Genomic DNA, 16,511 nt, shown 5'->3' on the forward strand with positions numbered 1-16,511 from the left:
TAGTAAATAACACTGTTAGCAGATATACTTGCACACCTGAACAAATCAACACTATGGATGAAATTAAAAAGAAATTATTCGAATTACTCAAAGAGCTTGATGATACGTTATATCGGGAAGAATTTGATACGGTAACTTTGACAAGTGTTCGTAATAAACTGAAACTTTATATTAAAAGATTATTTGACAATAACCCAGACTACAAAGAATTAGTTGACGAAGTAGATATTAACGTGATAGATTATAATTCTTTTTTGAGTTCTATGAACCAACTTCGTAGCGTAATTAGCGCAATGATCGATGATATAGATTTGTCAGTTCGAAATTTAGATTTCGTTACTGAAGATGAGAAACAAAAGATTCTAGCAAAAGCTCGCGAAGAGGCGGAGAAAGAAAGAGAAAAACTTCAAGCAGAATCAAATGCGATACAACAGATTAAAGAAGACCTTCAAAAACGGACTGAGAGTATTCTTTTGGAAGAGGAAAAGCTAAATTCCTTTAAAACCAAGCTTGAATTTGCAGATAAAGGAGTTGATTTTCAAACAGACGCAAAAACGAATAAACAAATTGCAATTATTTGGGCTGTAATATTGTTTTTATTACTAGTTATACTATTTTGGATACTTTGCTCCACTTTGCAAACCAGTGATGCATTCTCAAATATTGCAAAATCAATTCAAAAAGATTTTGCATCAGATAAAGTAAAATATGATCCAACTATCATAAATAATACAATCTATGCTTCTTATGGGAAATATATTTTTTCTAAGTTATTATATTATTCCCTTTTAATTTATGGAATTAGGTTTTGTGCGAAAAATTATAATGCTCAAATGCATAATTTTATAATCAATTCTCATAAATCAAATTCTTTAAAAAGTACATTAAGTCTATTAGATACAGCTAAATCAGAAGATGGTAACGATAAGTTATTAGTCCAAGCAACACAGGCAATATTTTCACACCAAAATACAGGATACGGCGGTGTTGAAAATGATATAGGTTCACCAAATCTCGTCACCAATATAATAGAAAATGTAAGTAAAAAGATTTAGTACATCTGCTAACAGCGGTTTTATACCCCGATAGCGCGGATTTGCAATCCGTGCTAAGTTTAAAATTCACTAAACCAGATCGCTCTGATTACAAATCCGAGTAAATTGATATAGACTATTGTACAGAATACAAATGCTTTTTTAGATTGGCTTTAATTGTGAACTCGGATTACGTTCGATACTTTAGTCGGACAGATAAAGTAAATCTGCACCATCGGAATCAATAAATAAAACAAAATGCAAAACCCAGAAAACGGAAAACTGAGCGCGGAAACAATGTTTCTATTAATCCGGGAATTGTGGTATCAATCGGACTATGGTAAAAAGGTCATAAAAAATGTAGCGCGTAGCATTTATGAAGTCAATAAAAGTGGTTGCAAAGAACATGAGGTTGTTCGGTGTTTTATATTTTTAATCGATAACGGATTGATCAAAGAGATTTCGAAAGAACAGCAGCGCTATGAGTTTACCGATGCCGGAAAAAACGTAACGACCCAAAAAGATGTGGAAGATATCATTAATCAGTCGTCTTATAACCATCCAATCAAATGACATATTATTTGATCATCTTGTATTTTATCCTCGTTGAAAATCGCTATCTTTAACATAATTAGGGGATTAAAATAAAATCCTGATTAGCATTGTAAAAACGTCATTAATCCAAACAACCACATTATGGCACTGATCAATCCTCATATCAACTTTAATGGTAATGCAGAAGAAGCATTTGAATTTTATAAAGCTGCTTTTGGCGGAGAATTTTCAAAAATTGTTCGATTCAAAGATTTTAAAAACCCGGAATTCCAAATAAGTAAAAATGAAGAAAATAAGATTATGCATATTGCATTACCGATTGGGAAAAGCAATGTGCTAATCGGAAATGATGTTCCGGAATTTTTAGGAAGGGTCAATGAAAATGAAAACAGAAGTAAAATTTCAATTAGCGCTGAAAGTAAAGAGGAAGCAAACCAATTATTTCATAGTCTTTCTGCTGGTGGAGCAATTGAAATGCCCATTTCGAATAGCCCGTGGGGTTCCTATTTTGGAATGTTTAGAGACAAATATGGAATCGAATGGATTATCGATTTTAATCCAAAAAAATAACGGAAGAGTATAGGATACAAAATGAGCCCAATAATTATTGAGCTCATTGTATGGTATTGCGAGGTAGCAATTAGCTACTTGTGGTCACATTAAACAGTGAAACTTGTAATGTATTAACTGTTGAAGGATCTAATGACACTAACACCGGAGAAAAGCGATCGGAATAGGCAAAATTATACGCATCCGACAACTGTTGTAATATAGCGGCATATTGATTGTAATATAACGAATTCTGCTGCAGATTATTAAATAAAGACGTGTCGGGTAAAGTAAACCATTTCGAGCTTTCCATTGTTCCTACTTGTACGCTGTTTATTTTGGTTGCCGAAGCAATGGCACCAATATTAAATCCAGCTAATAAATCACCGGTTATCCAACCATAAACATCGTTGGCCGGATTTTGAGACGCTCCTCCATTAATCGAAAAAGGAGCATTGGCACCATAAATGCCACTTGGACTGATCAAATCACTTTTTTTATACACGATTGTCGTCGTTCCGGTCACGCTACCTACAGTTCCGGTTAACGTGATATCGCCCGAACTATTTACTGAAGCCGTAAAATTATAACTTTGAGCACTTTGTGGTCCGGTTGTGGGTACATTGGGTCCAACACCATTAAAATGACCCGCAATGGTGGCAATCGTTCCGTTTCCTAATCCTGGGATTACTTGCCCTGAAGTAGTACCTGGTCCAAAGTCTTGGATTAAGTAGTCGATATAATTTGAAAAAAGGGCATAGGGAATAATCGGAACGCCTCCGATTGGCGGATACGATGAAGGTCCGATTATACGGGCAAAACCAGTTCCAGGCTGTGTAGGCGCTTGTTGAAAGCTACCCGGAACAACCGCTGCAATAGCATTTTGTAAACCCGATTGCGGTGGTGTTGTAATGGCACTTAATTGCGAATAAATCATCTCAGCCGTTTTTCCGGTTTTGATGCCATTATCTGTTTGAACGCTAACTCCATTCAGGAAAGTTTCCAGCTGCATCGGAATACTCCAATAATCAATGCTGGTTAAATCGGCTACATCTGCCGGATTTCCGTTAAAAGTCAACTCCATTTTGTCATAGCGAAGAAAGAAATTGACATCGGTAATATTTTGAGCCGGCTCATATCCGGCATTCAAAACAGACCACGTCTGACCATAAGCGACATAAATTCGACCACTGAAATTTGAAATGGAAATGCCATTGCTTAAATCGGTTAAGGAGTACCAATTTCCAGCGCCTTTTGTTTGATTTAAAGGTTGTATTTCCAATTCCAATGGTTGTGTCAGATTGGGATCAGGGTAGCTTATGCTAAATGGAGCGCTAGTACTTCCTGAAACAAAACCAATTGATACCAGGTTATCCGGTAACCCGCTGTTGTTCTTAAAATTTACTGTTAATGTTGCCATAATATTGTTTTTTTAAAGTTATGAACTGATTTAGTTTCATAAAAGTAGCATAACAAGCCACCGTGATTTAAAAAAATGGAACGAGACAGTGCTTTTTAGGCATAAGATTCCCAATCGGAAGTACAAATTAAAACTTCATTTACCATAATCATAAAAAGGATTATGATGAATCGGTTTTGGGAAAAGCGGGAAGGATTACTTTAAAATATAACGCTGGGTAATACTGTCTTTGTATTTGTCGCTGAGGATTACTTTATGGTCCCCTTTCAGTAGCACCAAATTGTCTATCGGAATGATCTCGGTTATCTTTTTAGTATTCACGATAAAATTGCGATGTGTTCTACAAAATACTTGACTATCGAACAACTCCAAAATTTTGGTTAAGGATATCAGAATGACAAATTTTTCGGTTTCGGTGACAATGCTACAGTATTTTTCTTCGACTTCAATATAGATAATATCACGGATTTCCACTTTTTTAAGGGACTTTCCTTTTTTAATAAATAAATAATCCTGACTGATAATCGTATTTTCTTCTTCGCCAAGAAACACATCATTTTGATTGTAGAATTTTTCAACAGCGAGTTCAAGAGCATATAAAAGTTCCAGCTCGTTAAAGGGTTTGATCAGATAACTAAATGGATTTGTGAGTTTTGCCCGTTCAAATAGTTGTCGGTCTGTCGAACTTGTCAAAAAAACGAAAGGCCTGGCAGCATTGGGAACAACACTGATGGTTTCGGCAAAAGCAAGTCCGTCGGGTAAACCATTTAAAAAAATGTCAATGATAACGATATCGACTTTATGATTGTAAAAAAGCGTTAAGGCCTCTTTATGATTGGTAGCGACGCCCGTGATTGTATAATTATGTGCTTTCAATACTTTTATTAACGCCTCGCTCTCTAAAGGGGTGTCTTCAATAATAAGTATGTTTACATTATCCATTGGATTGCTTTTTAATCAAAGATACAATGATTTTTGTCCCTTTCCCAACGTCACTTTTTAAGTCTAATTTTCCGTTGTTTTTTTGAATCAATGATTTACACAATTGCATTCCCAGACCCGTGCCGACTATGGCTTCATTTTCTGTTTTCGACAATAGTGTTGTTTCGTTTAATAAGGCTGTTTGTAGCGCCGCATCCATACCAATTCCGTTATCTTCTATGATTAAAGTACAATACTTTTCATCGGTATTTTGGGTATATATTTTTATAAATCCATTTTCATTTGAAAACTTAATCGCATTGTCGATAAAATTCCGAAGTATTATTTTTAAAGATTCCTGATCGGCACAAACAAAATCATTTTTGGAAACGGTATTTTCAAAAACAAGATTCTTTTCAAGCATCAAAGGCTGATAATTATAAGCCATTTGTTCGATGCAATGATACAAACGGATAGCTGTTATTTCAAAATACGATTGTTTTGTTTGTAACAATGCCCAGTGCAATAAATTATCCAATAAGTTATAGGTACCATTTGCAATGGCGCTATTGCGCTGTAACAGTGAATCCAGCTCGTCGAGGTTTTTGGCGGCTAAATTTTCCAATAATTTAGCGTTACTGATTTTCAGGGCATTGACAGCGGAACGCAAATCATGACTCACGATGGAAAATAGTTTGTCTTTTGTGGCATTTAACTCGGAAAGTGCTTCTTTTTGAGCCAATATAATTTTGTTATTTTTTGTTTTTTCGCGGTAAAAATAAACGGCTGTACCCAATAACAATAACAGAATGATGGCCGAATATAAGAGTCCGTTTCGCTCTGCGATTTTAATTTTATTTTCGGCTTTCAACAGACTGACTTCCTTTTGTTTTTGTTTTACCGTAAATTGTTTTTCAAGTTGAGCAACTTCCCATACTTTATTCTGATCGTTTAGGGAGTCTTTCCACTGTTCATACTCTTTTCGATAGGTCAGCGCTTTGATGTAATCTTTCCGATTCTCTTCGACCACAGCCATATTCAAGGCTGCATTTTGTTTTAATTGGTAATTGTTTACTTTTTTCGAAAGATGATAGGCTTTTTCAAAATAGGGAATCGCGAGATTGTCTTTATATTGATCATAATACAATGTGGCAATATCGCCATAAGAACCCACGAGTACAGCAGTATCGTTTTGCGCTTCTTCCAGTTGTAACTCTTCTAGTAAATAATGCTCTGCTTTATCGTATTTTTCCAAATGCAAATAACACAATCCCAGGTTGTGTTTGACACTACTTTTTTTGATTCCCAAAAGCAAATCGGGATGCAGTTGTTCAATTGCGTTAAAATAATTGATGGCGGTATTGAATTGTTTTTCTTCCAAGGCTATTTCGCCTAGAAACATTTTAATGTGATTGTGGAATGGAAAATCATTGCTGATGAATTGAAATTCTTTCTTACTTTCCTTAAAAAGTTTTTTCGCTTTAAAACCGAAACCTCTAAAGAAATGGCAAAAGTCTTGAATCTCTTTTTTTTGATTTTCGATACTTAGTTGTTTCAGGGTATAAACAAAACAGGAGTCCCATTCTTTTTGTAAAAAAAAGCCCTGTGCTTTGGCAAAATCAGGATGATCAAGAAGAGGCTTGCTTTTGGTTATGATTTCTTTTTCAAAAGGGCTATAGTTTTGTTGCGCTAGTGTGAATTGGGAATAGCACAAAAAACTTAAAAATACGATTTTAAAAACGGCTTTCATCTGGTGATTTTTACCGCAATTTAAGTAAAAAACAGCGTGTAAATACGCGCTGTTTTTTAACCATTCGCCGTTATACGCCCGATTGTACCGTCGTAACCGTACCTCGGGAACCAACCGGGTCTTCGTCCCATAAAAAGGTCACAATTTCGGGTAGTTCTAAAAGATTCGGTATGGGTAAGCCTTTTGGTAGGGTTGCATTGGGAACAAAGCCTTTCGGATCGGCGATAAAATTCAGTTGAAAAATATTGAAGGTGGCACAGGGTTCCGGTGCGATATCATAACAAACGTAAAAATTAGCAAACGGAATTTGGTCGTTTGTATAACTAAAATCCTGAATAACACCTAATTCATCTCCTTTGATTTCAGTGTTTTGACTAATAAATACGACAATACTGATTTCTAATTCGTTATTCTTATTGATTGTTGCCTGAGAAATTGGAGGTAATGGTTTGTCATGTCTTGGATTTGGAAAGTCGATTTGTGCCTCCAACCGATTCACTTTAACGTTATTTATTGCGATACCAGTCGGTTTAACTTTCTGTTCGCATGTAGGATTTTGTTGCTTTGTTGTACGCATAACTATTCTTTTTTGGGATTATTTTTGTTCGATTGAAAGTACATAAAAAAATCACATAAAGCCTGTTTTTACATTCTCTGTTTGTTAAGTTGCTATTAAAATGCGATTACAGCTTCTTGTTTAGAATATTATTAGTGCATTCATTAAGGTATATCGATAGTTTTTTGGCTCCGCTTGCATTTAAATGATCGGAATCATAAAAACCGATGACGAATGGTATCGGTTTATTTTTTAAAACAACAAAAAAAGCCCTTCCTTTTCAGAAAGAGCTAATTTTTTTAATTCTAAAAATGTAAATAATACTGATTATGAATATAGAACATAAGATAGAACTATTGAAAATAGCCCTACAACTAAAAACCGGCTTCTATCTCTCAACTGATAGAAATATTATAGAGAATTAACCGAGGTCTAATGCATCCTGATGAAACTCACTTTCATTTAGTTTTCCATCGGAAAACCATTTACAAGTTACAAAACCATTAAAGTAAGGAGTACCACTGAGAGGTCTATTATGTTTAAGTGCATTTATAGTCATTTTTACACTTCCAGATTTTAGAGTAACTATATCTCCAATTTTAAATATTGGCTCAGGCATAATATTATGATTTTAAAATTATCTGTTAATGTAAGAAAAAAAATAACACCAGTGTAAATTAATATATAATTACCATTTTTTATAGTAAGTACAAAATAAATTACTGTTTTTTCGGTTACCAACATCGGAGTTGTATTTATACTATCTTTGAAAGAAATAAGAATTCACGCTGTTATGAAAACGATCAAAACGACTTTTTTCCTGCTTAGTCTTACTCTTCTTTTTTGTTGTACAACCAAAAAAGAATTACCGGTTTTGTTTCAACTTCCTAAAAAATTAAAAGAAGTATCGGGAATCACAACCTCCGATAACGGTAAAAGTTTGTGGGTGATCGAAGATAGCGGTAATGAAAATAAAGTGTACCAATTGGATCGGGAAGGAGCGATCCAACATACGGTGACGGTTGGAAATGCAACCAATACCGATTGGGAAGATCTCACGATGGATGAACATAAAAATATGTATATAGGCGATTTCGGAAATAACGATAATACGCGTAAGGATTTGGTAATTTATAAAGTCAATGCGGCCGATTTAGCGCAACCGGAAGCCAATTCCAGTGCGAGCATTCATTTTTCTTATCCGGAACAAAAAGCATTTCCTCCTAAAAAAACAGAATTATGGTATGATGTAGAAGGTTTTTTTATCTGGAAAGACAATTTCTACCTATTTACTAAAAACCGTAGCAAAGGATTCGACGGAACAACCTTGTTATATCGCGTGCCCAATAAAGCCGGAAATCATAAAGCCGAATTATTGGGATCGTTTAAAACCTGCGATATCTATAACCATTGCGCGGTTACCAGTGCGGCAATTAGCCCGGATGGCAAACAGATGGTACTGTTAAGTCATACGAAAGTATGGTTGTTCGAAGATTTTAAAAATGACGATTTCTTTAACGGAAAAGTAACCCGACTGGAACTGAATCATATGTCGCAAAAAGAAGCCATTACCTTTACCGATAAGGACACGTTGATTATTGCGGATGAAAAAGTCAAAAAAAATGGGGGTAAGGTATATGAGGTTGCTATAAAAACCTTAAAAACCAAATCCTAATCCAAATGCAATCCGACCGTCTTCGTTACTTCTGAAATAAGTCACCCGTGCGGTGATCACATTTAAGCCGTTTAGCCATAAACCGCCACCATAGGAGTTGTGCCATTTTTGGGAATCCTGACCGTCTAGCCATACGCGACCGTAATCAAATCCGCCAATCATTCCGAAAGTCATCGGGATAATACTTTTACGGATTTTTCCGAGTGTAAGGCGCAAATCAGAACTTTGGTAAAAAGCCTGTTTCCCTAAAAAGCGTTCGTTTCGGAAACCGCGGATATCATGGTCACCGCCAATCGTCGCGCCCTGATAAAACTCGAAATTGTTGTTGAGTAAAAACTTCCCCTTTAAAATCGTAGCCAGTACCAGTTTTCCTTCCGGATCAATTTTATGATTGAAGTTCAGTTTGCTTTCGATATATGGGAAATTGCGATTGGTGTCGGATAGATTCATCTTCCAGCTTCCCAGGATCGAAAAGCCCATACCCATAGTGGGAAGCGACGGATTATCGTAATTTTCAAAGCCGTATTTAAAGTTCAGTCCGGCAAATTGCAGGTTTTCGAATACTTTCGGATTAATCACACCCGGAATGTTGATATAACGGTTTTGGGTATCTTCAACTTCGATATTCTCAAAAGTCGCTTGGATTTGTATATCGCTGCCGTTTCGGCCTATTTTTCGTAGTGCCGGAGCCGCTTTATACGATTGGATGCGAACCCGATTGTAATCCATTCCGAGTGTTTCGTCCTGGTTTTCGGTTTCATTACCATATCCGAAATAATTAATCGCAAAATTCGGACTTGTAAAGCGTGCTTCAAATTCAAACTGCCAGTCACCAATTACTTTGGTTACTACCGCATTATAGGTTAATTCAAAACCGTGGGTCGCAAAATAATAGTTGGCTTTAAAGCCGTGCATACTCGAATACGGGGCACGGTTAAAACCATTAACGGTATAGGAGCCGATCATTCCGAGTTTAAAACCGTCGTCCGGATTATAACCAATTGTCGGCAGACTGTTAAAAGCGTTGTACTTCGGTTTTTTGTAATCGTAGGAGTTGATTTCGTAATCGTCGGTTAGGAATTTACGGGTTTTACCGTCCAGCGAATAGGTGTTTTCTTTGGATTTAAAATCGTACACAATTACTTTTTTGCCATTTTCAACGGTATAGGTATCGTGATTCTGACCACCGAGCAATCGGATTTTGATTTTGGATTTCCCGTCGCCTTTTACTTCAAACTGATCATCATCATTTAGTCCGTAAATCCAGATTTCTTTTGTTTCGCTATCGGGATAGGTTTTGGAGTTGATCAATTCTTCTCCGCTATTTTTTAAGCGGATGTTGGAAACCGTTACAGAGCCGTTGTTGGTTCGGTCGATTATAAATTTGTCTTTTTTATCCGTCCCGACAATCAGTACGGTTTTGTGCAGCACTTTGTAATATTCGGAAGCATATTGTTCCAAATGTGTTTTACGGATTTTTAATTTCTTTTTGATGTCTTCGATCGTCGCATCGTTCACTTCTTCCGGTAGGTTAAAAAAAGCATTGTCAATTAGCGCATCGGTTAGATTGTCGTGGATATATCGGGCTTGTGCGATCCAGTCGTTTTCGGTAGCATTGGCGGCAAAAGAAAGGTCCATAGGGTAGGGTTCCATATTAAACCATTTGACACTGCGGATGTTTTCGCCAAAACCCTGCATATGACGTATGGCCGGAACGCGCATCAATGGAGAAAGCAAGGCACCGTCATATTTGCTAAAAGCCTGATCACGGTCTCTTGGAATCGGACGGTATACGATAGTGTTTCCTTCTTTGTTTTCGGCCCATCGCCATTGATCACTGTGACGATCCCAGTCGCCTATCAGCATATCAAATAAGCGCGCTTTGATATATTCGCTCTCGTTGATTTTGTATTTTTCGTCCTTTTTTAGGTTTTTCAACACATCGTCGGTACCCACTATGGCATCCGCTTCACCAAAGCTTTCGTGTTCCGCATGACTGTCGCTCGGACGTTCTTCAATCATATACAATTCGTCACCAAAACGGTCGTTAAAAGCACCTAATGCCGCCTGTTTTGGAATGTAATACAGTTTCGGATTGGTCGCGCTTACACCTATAGGCTGGGCCAGATTGCCTACCATAAAGGGAATATAGGGGTGGGATGAGGTATAAAAATCCAAAAGGAAATTCTCTGCAAAAGTGTTTTCAAACTCATTTTCGACAAACTGATCTTTAAAAGCTACCGATTGTAAAAATCGGGAGGCACTCTTTTTTAAGGCACGCATGACGAATTCTTTGCCATTTTCGTCTTTTAATCGCAGGGATTTTGACTGATGACCACCGCCGGCGCGTACGGGTTTTAATCCGCCCATAAGGGTGTCGAGTGTCGCCGTTTGCACCATTATCGGCATGCTATAATATTTGCGGTAGTGTTCGCCCCATAAAAAACGGTAAAAACCACTTTTGGAGGTCATTTTTTTCGAATAAATAGAAGCTTTGGTAATGGCCGGAAAAGTATCAGGATAGGAAGCCGGGTGCGTTTCGGTTTCCGGCTTAATGATAGTTTGCTGGTATAAAGTCGTATTGTTTTTATCGAAAAAGCTCAACGCTACCGAACCGTCTGCGTCAAAATCCAGTCGGGCATAACCGTTGTCGCCAGAGGAGAAGTCGTTTGGAAAGATGCTTCTTGCGGCTTCTCTTTTCGATCCGGAACCACTAATCACCTGTTTGATGTTGTTGTGTTCGATATATTGCAAATTATGATCGTGGCCGGAAACGACTACGATATTGTCTTTGCCCTGAATCAGGGTTTTGATTCTTTTGGTTAAGGCAGTATATTGTTTGTTTTGGATATCCTGCGGACTAATTCCGGAGGTTTTTCGGATCAGGTTGATCAACGAACCAACAAAAGGCAAGGGGATGTCTTTTTCCAGTGGAAACAGTTCTTTTCGAAGTGAAAACTGGCCTCCGTGTGACCCATTGCTCATCAGCGGATGGTGAATAGCCAGAACAATGGTTTTGTCCTGATTTTTGTTGATCAAACTTTCGAGTTCCTCAAAAAAATCGTCCCGGGTTTTGATATTGCAATTGTCGTTTATCGTGGGATGTTGATCCCAGTTTTCAAGGTACCACTCACTATCAATTGTGATCATCGTAATGCGGTCGCTCAGCTTGATATCGTCAATAGCACAACCTTTTCGGGGTAAAAATGCTTTTTTGTCTTTTAATTGATCCACCACATATTTTTCCTGACGTTCCAGTCCTTTTACGCCACTGTACCAGTCATGATTCCCCGGAATAAATATAGTTTTACCGGGAAATAATTTCCCCATTTGTATCTGATTGTCCAGTTTTTGTCGGGCCAGTTGTTGTGCGGCTTCATTTTTGGAATCCGGAAAACCGTACGGATAAATATTATCGCCCAAAAACAGTAAGGTGGTGTTTTTTCCTGCGTTTTTTAATTGGGTTTCCAACGATTTAAGTGTTTGCTGACCGTTGCTTTCATCCGAATTTCCGGCATCGCCCACCAAATATAATTGGTATTCCGGACTTTTGCTTATCGCTTGGTTGTCAATTGTATCGGTAAGATTTTTACCCGTCTGTATGGTATGGGTGGCACAGGATTGGAATAATAAAATAAACAATACATACTGAAATAGTATATAATTACGTTTCTTATCAATACTTAACCAAAACAATTTCATAATTTAGAGGGATAAAAATTGGCTTATGAATATTATAGAACAAGCTGAAAATTACGTTTTCGCCTTACTCAAAGATAAACTTTCTATTTCATATACTTACCATAATTTTAATCATACTGTACGGGTGGTGTCTGCGGCCAAACAACTTGTTGAAAATGAAAAAGTTGATCCCGATACGGCTGAGAAAATTATGATAGCAGCCTGGTTTCACGATACCGGTTATACGGAAGGTTGTACCGAACACGAAGAATGCGGAACGCATATTGTAGAAAAATTCCTTCGGGGACAAGAGAAATCTGAGGCGTATATTGAAGAAGTAAAAGAAATTATCCGGGCTACGAAAATCGATCGGGAACCGGAAAATCTGGCGCAAAAGATTATTAAGGATGCCGATTATTTTCATTTTGCAGCCGATAATTATAGTGAATTGAGCGAACTTTTGCGCGAAGAATGGAAACTGACGCAACAAAAGAATTATACCGATCTGGAATGGGCTATGGGAAACCGGGCCATGATGGTACAATGTCATCGTTATTATACCGATTTTGCTAAAACCAACTGGCAACCGAAAAAAGAAAAAAATACGATCGAATGCCAGCGAATCATCCAGAAATTAACGGAAGACAGAGCCGATTCGAAATCGAATATCAAAAAAAAGAAACTGGAAAAACTGGAACGTCCCGAACGCGGTATTGATACGATGTTTCGCGTGACGCTAAGCAATCATACGCGATTGAGTGATATTGCCGACAGTAAGGCGAATATTCTTTTATCGGTTAATGCGATTATCATTTCCATCGCACTATCGACTTTGGTACCTAAATTGGACAGTCCGAGTAATTCGCATTTGATCATACCAACGTTTACGATGATTATGTTTAGCGTATTGTCGATCATTTTTGCCATATTGTCAACCCGCCCCAAAGTAACCAGCGGAACCTTTACCCGTAAGGATATCGAAGATAAAAAAGTGAATCTGCTCTTTTTTGGTAATTTTTACAAAATGCCAATCGACGAATACCAATGGGCGATGAACGTCATGATGAAAGACCGGGATTATTTGTATAATTCCATGATCAAGGATCTATATTACCTCGGATTGGTATTGGATCGCAAATACAAATTATTGCGCATCACCTATACGATCTTTATGATCGGGATTATCTTTTCGGTAATTGTATTCGTAATCGCATTCCGTTCACTGGGCGTTTGATCTTATTTCAGTTCGTCCAGTAATTCCTGATAACTATAGGTTCGGGTTGTCCCTTTTTGCGATTTGTAATTTACTTTTACGCGAAGGGCTTTTAAGCCGGAAACACCTTGTAGGCTTTCGACGTCAAAACTTTCGATATTTGGCTCCAGAATGCCTTTGAATTGCAGGAACTGAATGTACTTTTTGTATTCGGTTTCCTCGGCCAGATGCGAATAAACAATCGTGATTTTACCCTGTTCGGTGATGCGTTCGTCCGTTCCGCGGATATGGGCTTTGTCAATTCGCTTTTTAACCACTTCGTAACGGGCATTATAGGTACCGTCAATGTCAAAACGTTTTTCATCCATACGGAAACGGATCGCAATAGGTGAACTGAAAACGAGTACCAGCGAGGTCACTTCCAATTGAAAAGGTAATGATAGTTTGAGTTTCTCGTGTTCGATTTCCATTTCGCATAAGGCTTGTAACTGCCATAAACGAAGGTTCTGTAAAAACATCAGATCAAAATTCCGTTGTGGCGCGATGGAAGCCCCGATATAGAGGTTGTGTTCCACACCATCGGTTTTGAAACGCTCGTAATAATGCGGGAAAATCGTTTGTGCTTCTACCTGTTTGGCATCGAGAATGGAAGCCATTTTTTTATTGGTAAGTGATAAAGCGAGATCAAATTTTCTACGGGAATCATAAAAGGTACCCGTTTTTTCATCCAGTTTTTCGAAATAAGCATCAATAAGCTCTTCTTCCAGATGGTTACTTTTCGCATTTTTCAGAATCGGATGAATCTCATTCTGAATATAAATCTGAATCTGTTGTTCGGTATCGGCTTTTAATGAAGCGGCCAATTCTTTTAATAAGGATTCAATTTCAAATTTGCGTTGTTCCAGTAACATCAGGTTTACTCCGGATTTCATCTGTTCCAGAATAGAGATGATCATTTCCAATTGGTTTTTTAAATCCTCTTGTACCGTTTTATTTCGGGCATCCGACGATCCTTTAATGTCAATCTGACCGTAGAGCGGGTATACATCTTTAAAGACAATCTCTTTGAAAATATATTCTTTTTCCTGACTGCTTTCGGTTAAATAGTTTTCGGCTTCGATCTTGAATTTCCAGTATACACTCGGGTGAATGGCGGTATATTCTTTTTGAATAACAGCTTCGATATGGTTTTGCCATTCGGAATGATACCGATCGACCGTATCGACCAAAAATGGCATGATCAACTCAAGTTTGTTAGCATTTAAACTATTCAGTTTTTGTGGATAAGACGAAGCGAGTTCGATAATTCCAAGTATTTTGTCGTCTTTTACAACCGGAGCCAAAATACAGCTTCTGATGTTTTGCGCCAACAGATGTTTGCCTAAAGATTTGTCTTCCGAACATTCCACAAAACGCATGGTATCGGATATTGCAAAATATTTCTTTTCGCGGATAAGAGTTTCAAACGAGCTACTACACAACGCATTTTTGCATTCGTGTGTGAGGATAAAACTGGTGAATTTCCGATTGGGAACCAGCTCAAATTTTTGTTCTTCGCTGTTATAGGGCGTAAAACCAATCCGTAAATCCGGTATTTTATAGATGGAACGGAAAATTGTCTCTGTACTATTGTCGTCGTTTAGTTTCTGTTTGTCCGGTTTCAGTAAATTACTTTTTAGGTTGGAAACCGAATTTTCTATCGTCGCATCAAAGAGAATCACAATTCCGAATCCTTTTAAAATCCAACTTTCCTGTGGGAATTTTTCTTTCCACAAAGCAATGTTATCGAAGTTGTCAACCAATAAATCGATGTCTTCTTCGGTAAGTTTTACCGATTTTTCCGTTGGAATAATTTCCATAAAATCGGCGTTATACATAATCCGATAATGGCGGATAATTCCGTCTTTGTCCGGAATATCGTAGAAAAGCGGTCGACTAAAATCAAAATCCCGATTGTAAAAGGAGTTTAAAATCAGACAACAGTTCAGAATATAAAACTGTTGTTGATCAAAATCCCGGATGGTCATATCGAAGTCTTTCCCGGCTTCTTTTAGTATTTTTTTAAAGCGTTCGGTATAATTAAACGTAATGTTTTGAAAAGGAACCGTAACCGCTTTGATTTCGTTATGGGTTAAGGCCGTAGGGAAAAGGTCGGCCAGTAAATTGTGAATTAGCTTTTCCTGTTGCTGAATCTGATCATATGAGGTAATCCCGTCCCGTAATTCCGGAACCGTAGCAGCTTCTTTCAATAAGGCTTTGGCATAGTTGGAACGATAATCGGTATCATCCGAGTGGGCAATGTGTTCCAGGGTCTCTAATACTTTATGAAAGGATACTTTGATTTTAAAGGGACTTTCGGGGTATTGGTTCAGATTCATCTTCATTGCATTTGGTGCTGTAAAATTACTAATAAATATTGTAATGCGATGCTCCGGAGGTAGCTAAAAAAGTGCAAAAAAACAGGTATAAACACCCTGTTTCAACTGTTGATTAATCCGTAAAATTGCCCAAATTATTTTGATCGCAGACCTTTTATCCGGGAAAGTAGGGATAAAAAAAGGTTGTCGTTACGTATTTATACGTACAAATTTACGTGTTTACAGGTATTTTCATAAAAAGTAGTGATTCCTAATTTCGCGGAGAATTTTAATATAATCAAAATGGAATTTAGTAAAAGTTTAGGAGAAGCGATTAGTTTAGAACAAGCAATGACCTATGTGAAAGCACACAACGCAAGGTTTCCAAAAGGAGTGAAAGCATTTGCTTTTGGAGCTGAGCATGTACAGGATGTTCTAAATCAGGAGGGATGTGTAGGAATCCGAATCTATAACGGTTATAACGAAGAAGAAGACTGCCCGAATATTGTTGTGGTTGGCGTAAATGCCGAAGGTCGCGATATGGTGGATGGTAAAATATTCGACAGAGGGGTACGTTGCCCGGATATGTGCGATATTGCCAGTCCGTTATTCCAGGGATAGTTAGCTATTCTGTTTTAAAATCTAATTTTTAAACCTGTTGGGAAATCCGACAGGTTTTAGTTTATATATTTGCGTAATTTCAAAAACCTCAATCGGATCTATTTTGAGACCAGTATATGCTATAGCGGTAACATCAACATTCGTAGGCTTTATTCCCCTGATTCTATTCCTAATCCGGA

The 16,511-nt window shown here is 37.5% G+C and carries 13 protein-coding genes; 6 read left to right on the forward strand and 7 right to left on the reverse strand.

Translation table 11 applies throughout. The features are described from left to right. Positions 1-53 precede the first annotated feature (53 nt). The 3 genes from AAFN64_RS09910 to AAFN64_RS09920 all read left to right on the forward strand — a co-directional run bounded on the left by AAFN64_RS09910 (position 54) and on the right by AAFN64_RS09920 (position 2,159). Complete coding sequence (locus AAFN64_RS09910; protein WP_347760319.1) at positions 54-1,055, forward strand: hypothetical protein; 1,002 nt, start codon at positions 54-56, stop codon at positions 1,053-1,055. A 237-nt stretch (positions 1,056-1,292) separates the two neighbouring features. Next, a complete protein-coding gene (locus AAFN64_RS09915; RefSeq protein ID WP_347760320.1) occupies positions 1,293-1,607 on the forward strand; it encodes a hypothetical protein in 315 nt (104 codons plus the stop codon). Between the two features lie 123 nt (positions 1,608-1,730). Further along, positions 1,731-2,159 (forward strand): VOC family protein, encoded by a 429-nt coding sequence (locus AAFN64_RS09920; protein WP_347760321.1) that lies wholly within the window; start codon positions 1,731-1,733, stop codon positions 2,157-2,159. A gap of 70 nt (positions 2,160-2,229) precedes the next feature. On the opposite strand, the gene AAFN64_RS09925 is transcribed toward AAFN64_RS09920, so the two are convergent. The 5 genes from AAFN64_RS09925 to AAFN64_RS09945 all read right to left on the reverse strand — a co-directional run bounded on the left by AAFN64_RS09925 (position 2,230) and on the right by AAFN64_RS09945 (position 7,404). After that, positions 2,230-3,558, reverse strand: a complete 1,329-nt coding sequence (locus AAFN64_RS09925; protein ID WP_347760322.1) for a beta-1,3-glucanase family protein — start codon at positions 3,556-3,558, stop codon at positions 2,230-2,232. Positions 3,559-3,753: 195 nt separating this feature from the next. Further along, a complete protein-coding gene (locus tag AAFN64_RS09930; protein WP_300490925.1) occupies positions 3,754-4,500 on the reverse strand; it encodes a response regulator transcription factor in 747 nt (248 codons plus the stop codon). Further along, positions 4,493-6,229, reverse strand: coding sequence for a HAMP domain-containing sensor histidine kinase (locus tag AAFN64_RS09935; RefSeq protein WP_347760323.1), 1,737 nt, complete (start codon positions 6,227-6,229; stop codon positions 4,493-4,495). The genes AAFN64_RS09930 and AAFN64_RS09935 overlap by 8 nt, the downstream gene beginning before the upstream one ends. A gap of 70 nt (positions 6,230-6,299) precedes the next feature. Beyond that, positions 6,300-6,806, reverse strand: coding sequence for a hypothetical protein (locus AAFN64_RS09940; protein ID WP_347760324.1), 507 nt, complete (start codon positions 6,804-6,806; stop codon positions 6,300-6,302). A 400-nt stretch (positions 6,807-7,206) separates the two neighbouring features. After that, positions 7,207-7,404: a DUF2158 domain-containing protein gene (locus AAFN64_RS09945; protein WP_347760325.1), complete on the reverse strand. Its 198-nt coding sequence runs from the start codon at positions 7,402-7,404 to the stop codon at positions 7,207-7,209. Positions 7,405-7,578: 174 nt separating this feature from the next. On the opposite strand from AAFN64_RS09945, the gene AAFN64_RS09950 reads away from it, so the two are divergent. After that, complete coding sequence (locus AAFN64_RS09950) at positions 7,579-8,460, forward strand: hypothetical protein (protein WP_347760326.1); 882 nt, start codon at positions 7,579-7,581, stop codon at positions 8,458-8,460. Here AAFN64_RS09950 and AAFN64_RS09955 read toward each other — a convergent pair. Next, entirely contained in the window at positions 8,443-12,162 is a 3,720-nt protein-coding gene (locus AAFN64_RS09955) for a metallophosphoesterase (RefSeq protein WP_347760327.1), read from the reverse strand. The genes AAFN64_RS09950 and AAFN64_RS09955 overlap by 18 nt on opposite strands. Before the next feature lie 25 nt (positions 12,163-12,187). Here AAFN64_RS09955 and AAFN64_RS09960 point away from each other — a divergent pair, with 25 nt between their 5' ends. Next, positions 12,188-13,375 carry a Pycsar system effector family protein gene (locus AAFN64_RS09960; protein ID WP_300490905.1) on the forward strand — a complete coding sequence of 396 codons (1,188 nt, stop codon included), beginning with the start codon at positions 12,188-12,190 and terminating at the stop codon, positions 13,373-13,375. A 2-nt stretch (positions 13,376-13,377) separates the two neighbouring features. Here AAFN64_RS09960 and AAFN64_RS09965 read toward each other — a convergent pair whose 3' ends face one another. Continuing rightward, positions 13,378-15,732, reverse strand: coding sequence for a GAF domain-containing protein (locus AAFN64_RS09965; RefSeq protein WP_347760328.1), 2,355 nt, complete (start codon positions 15,730-15,732; stop codon positions 13,378-13,380). A gap of 282 nt (positions 15,733-16,014) precedes the next feature. On the opposite strand from AAFN64_RS09965, the gene AAFN64_RS09970 reads away from it, so the two are divergent. Further along, entirely contained in the window at positions 16,015-16,332 is a 318-nt protein-coding gene (locus AAFN64_RS09970) for a hypothetical protein (RefSeq protein ID WP_347760329.1), read from the forward strand. Positions 16,333-16,511 lie beyond the last annotated feature (179 nt).

Source organism: Flavobacterium sp. CAU 1735 (assembly GCF_039888695.1).
Taxonomy (GTDB): domain Bacteria; phylum Bacteroidota; class Bacteroidia; order Flavobacteriales; family Flavobacteriaceae; genus Flavobacterium.